General features: G+C 53.6%; 3 protein-coding genes and 1 pseudogene. All 4 read left to right on the top strand.

All coding sequences use genetic code 11. From position 1 onward, the window contains the following. Window positions 1-166 (top strand): annotated as a pseudogene (locus EN939_RS40080) (magnesium chelatase domain-containing protein); the annotation flags it as partial. 366 nt (window positions 167-532) lie between these two features. Continuing rightward, window positions 533-3,595, top strand: a complete 3,063-nt coding sequence (locus tag EN939_RS22055) for an SIR2 family protein (protein WP_164751138.1) — start codon at window positions 533-535, stop codon at window positions 3,593-3,595. 170 nt (window positions 3,596-3,765) lie between these two features. Then, window positions 3,766-3,948 (top strand): glutathione binding-like protein, encoded by a 183-nt coding sequence (locus tag EN939_RS22060; protein ID WP_127269651.1) that lies wholly within the window; start codon window positions 3,766-3,768, stop codon window positions 3,946-3,948. 259 nt (window positions 3,949-4,207) lie between these two features. Beyond that, the coding region (locus EN939_RS22065; RefSeq protein WP_164751139.1) for a magnesium chelatase domain-containing protein at window positions 4,208-4,543 on the top strand (336 nt) is incomplete at its 3' end.

Below are 4,543 nucleotides of genomic sequence, written 5' to 3' on the forward strand. Positions count from 1 at the left end.
CGACGTGCAGGTGATGATCGCGCCCGGCAAGGTCAACATGCACATCGTCGGCCTGGGCGACAAGGCGGTGGCCGAAAGTCGCGAGCGGGTGCAGGCCGCGAGGCAGCCGAATGCAAAAACTACTTGGCAAATGTCGGGTACGCTTCCGTCAAAACGTCAAAGGGTCTAGTGCCCACAGCGAGTGGTTTGCGATTGATCCCCCGCGATCGCCAGTGTTGCCACTATCCAAGTCATAGGCGACCTGTGTATTGCTCAAGAACTAGTGCCGCCTCTTTTGTGTTCCCGTTCTGAATTTGGGGGAAGAATGTCAAAGACTGGGTTAGCTGTACTTAAAGAGGCGGCGAACAAAGGGAAACTGGTAGCTATCATGGGTACGGGCGTCAGTCGCGCCCTAGCGGCCGCTGAAGCTCCACATCACAGTTGGCGAGGCCTGATCGAGACGGGCTTGTCATATGCACGCGCACGAGGCCGCATCACCCAGGATCAAGAACGGCGTTGGGCCCGGACCCTCGGCTCCGATGACATCGATGACATGTTGGCAGCCGCCGAATTTGTTACTCAAAAGCTTCAAGGTGCGGATAAGCTTTTGTATGAACGCTGGCTACAAGAGTTATTTTTTGGAGAGAAATGCGGTACCGGCAAGATGGCTGAAGCTATCCGCTCACTCAGAGACGCAAATATACCGTTGGCTACGCTAAATTACGACACGTTACTTGAACAGGCGACTGACCTTCCAGGAATTACACTATCTGACACCTCGCAGGTAGTTAGTTGGATGCAGCGAGATCATCCAGGCATTTTGCATCTTCATGGCAAATGGGACGTTCCCGGTTCCTGCATTCTTGGTATTCGCGACTATACCGCAACACTAACTAGCGAAGTGCGATCCCTCATCCAGCGATCTTTGTCTTCATTCGGTCAGCTTCTTTTTGTTGGATGTGGCGACACTTTTTCCGACCCAAACTTTAGTGCGCTAATAAATTGGTGCCGCACGAACATTGGTGGTGCCCCACCGCTCCACTATGCATTCGTTACAGAGAAGGACTACGGCCCGCGCAAGAAGGATCAAGCTTGGCAGGGGTTCGTCGACCCTATCTCGTACCCTAACCATGCCGATCTGCCAGCCAAACTCTTGGAAATCGTCGCCGACGTTCAGGCTGCAAAGAGGAAACCCAAGCGCACCTCAAGTTCTCTAATTGACGAAGCGCAATGCCTTGATGCCTATCGCACCTTCCTCATTCGTGACTGCGGTCAAATGACGATAGAGGGGGTGCGTGCCGATATGGACACCGCACAGCGGAAGTTTGATCTCGAACGCTTATTTGTTCCGTTGGACGTGGTGCCTATTCCACCTGAATTTCCGCTGACCGACCCCAAGCGAGAACAAAAGCTATCTGAGTGGCAGGAGTCTGATGGGCGAGGCAAAACGTTTGGTGAAGCGTTCAGAGATAATAGGCGAATTGCGCTCTTGGCATTTCCAGGGGGCGGCAAGACACTGCTCCTGAAACGTTTGGCTGTTGCTTACGCCGAACCGAAACGACGAAAGCTGAGCAGAGACCAACTGCCCGATGTGACGCTTTTTCCGGTGATGATTCGCTGTCGAGAGTGGAGAGACCACATCCAAAAACCAATCCCAACAATTCTTAACGAGTTATCACAGATCACCGGGCAAACGAACTTGTCCAACTTCTGGGATGCCATTGTTCCGATGCTTCGTCGGGGAAATATTATATTATTGGTAGATGGCTTAGACGAAATCCACGTTGATGCCCATAGGACTACCTTTGTCGAACACCTTGAGCGTTTCCTAGAAGACTATCCGAAGATCCGACTTGTCGTAACCAGCAGAGAAGCAGGCTTTGCACTCATTGCTCCTACGCTTGCGCGGTTCTGCCAACGCTGGCGCGTGGCGCCCCTTAGCGAAGAGGCTATAGCATTACTTTGCGATTATTGGCACAAGCTCATGGCTGGCGACAAACCAGAAGCCTTGGCCGAGGCCGCCGAAACAACTGCTAGGATCATGCAATCCAGTGCTTTGCGCAGACTAGCGGAAAACCCGCTGCTTCTGACTATGTTGTTGGTTGTCAAGCACGGAGCAGGACGACTCCCGCCCGACAGAGTGAGCTTGTATGACAGGGCGGTGGAGGTTCTCCTCGATACTTGGAATATCAAGGGTCACGAGGCGCTCAACGTCAAGGAAGCAGTTCCGCAACTCGCCTACGTCGCGTTTGAGCTACATAAGCAGGGCAAGCAAACGGCCACAGAACATGAACTCATCAAGTTATTAGAAGCCGCGCGGAAGTACGTGCCCCAAATCACGAGATACGCAAGGGACACGCCGCACGACTTCGTTAAGCGCGTTGAGCTGAGGTCCAGTCTCCTCGTTGAAGCCGGGCTTCAGAAAGACGGGCACAAAACGGTCCCATTTTATCAGTTTCGACATTTGACATTCCAGGAATATCTAGCCGCAGTTGCCGCAGTTGAGGGCCACTATAGGGGTTACACGAGCAGAGACACACCGCTGACCCCTTTGAATCGCTATCTCGAAGGGGAGGAATGGAAAGAAGTCGTACCTATGGCTGCAGTCCTTGCTCGCAAGCAAGCAGAGCCGCTGTTGGTGAGATTGAACACACTGGCTCAAAAGGCCATCGCCAACAGGATTCGCTCCGACGATGATATGGGGCCTATTAAATTAGAAAATGCAGTCCAGCTACTATTAACGAGCCTTGCGGAAGAAGCCGAAGCGTCCCCCGATACCCTCAGTAAAAGTTTGGAAGTTCTTGCACTCCTCGCCAAAGGTTGCCGGGATGATTCCGATCTGTGGAGAACTCTGGCAATAGGACCGTATGGTATCGAGTTTGAGGAGAAAGCTTGGCAACTGTACACACAAGGCTTCCAACCCGAGTCGCTGTGGCTGAGGAATACTTACGCGGTTATCGCAGCTATGCGGCTACACAATCGGCATGCAGTTGCGGCTGATGCCCATCGAGAAGTGATGGATTGCCTTCAAAAAGGCACCCACAGCGAAGAAATCCGCAGAAATTTTCTTGCTATTTCGGGAGATATATGGAGTTCGACACATGAGACGCTAAATATCTGGTCCGACAACGACACAGCAACCTTGGTAGAGCAATATATTTTGTCCAAAGATTCCGATAATACGGAGGCAGCGCTTTGGGCCAGAGCCCTTCTACACGATCGTGAGACAACAATCAGACCAAAGGTAGGTACTTTGGAACTTGTTGCTAACTTATACTTCTTAGACGGCTCTATAGCGAGTCTTGCCGGCTTCTTTTTGGGAAGGGTGGTCGGGTTTCCGCGGGCGTATTGGAAGCCGCAGTTTGATGCCGATCAGAAAGAGCGCATCGTCGGTATACTAGAGTCAGACCGCGTAGACGGTCGCGATCGCAGCTTGTGGCATGGCGCGCTCGTTTTGAGCTATTACGCCCGTGGCGTTGTCGATGATAGCAAACTAGGGTCATTGCTAGAGCAAATGAAGGATCGTTCTGACGTGGCCAATCTGATGACGTCACTCCTCGCTGGGAAGTCGAGAGAAGGTTCGATGAGAGTGAGGCGCCCGAGCGTAACGTTGTGACTGCCTTCGGGGCAGTTCGGAGCTGTATAGAACCCGACCACGAGCGCGAAGAAGGCTAGGCTTAATTCAGAGCAATCGGTCAACGGCGAGCTCAGCCCAAAATGCCCTTGGACGTGGCTGCCGCAATCAATTCGATTGACATGACCACGGGCCCATAGTGGTTCGTTGGCATGTCCAATGACAAGAATAACCTCCTCGAATCTTGGATGCTCCAGCGCTTGAAACAAGTCGAGGCTGCGCTGGCGCATCGTGAGTGGCTTGTCGATGGACAGTTTTCCGCCGCCGATATCTTAATGACGGACGTACTTTGGATACCCATGGTCATGGCTGCCGGCAGTTTTCCGACAACATGATGTTACGTCGATCCATCCTGCGACGGCTAGACGGTGCATTTTGCAGCGGGCGACAAGTCCGTGGCAATCTGTGGCAGGGCGCAATGTCTGGTCGGAGATCAACCTGCGTTTCAGGTTGATCGGAATAGCATTTATAGCTGCGGTGGTTTTGTTCCTGTATTGTTCTTGATTATCCCAGAAATCTATGTTTGTGTTGGGCGATGTCGTTGGCCGCCTAGCCGTGTAGGCTTAGGCACGCAGCATATCCGGGGGCATAGAAATGGTGGCGCGGGTTCGCACGGTCGCTTTTCAGGGCATCGAGGCCGTGCCGGTCGACGTGCAGGTGATGATCGCGCCCGGCAAGGTCAACATGCACATCGTCGGCCTGGGCGACAAGGCGGTGGCCGAAAGCCGCGAGCGGGTGCAGGCCGCACTGCATGCTTCCGGCCTGTCGATGCCGTCGAAGAAAGTCACGGTCAATCTGGCGCCGGCCGACCTGCCGAAGGAAGGCAGCCACTACGACCTGCCGATCGCGCTTGGCCTGATGGCTGCCCTTGGCGCCATTCCGGGCGACATGCTGGCCGGCTATGTCGTGCTTGGAGAATTGTCGCTCGAC

It is taken from the genome of Mesorhizobium sp. M7A.F.Ca.CA.002.05.1.1, assembly GCF_003998335.1.
Lineage (GTDB): Bacteria > Pseudomonadota > Alphaproteobacteria > Rhizobiales > Rhizobiaceae > Mesorhizobium.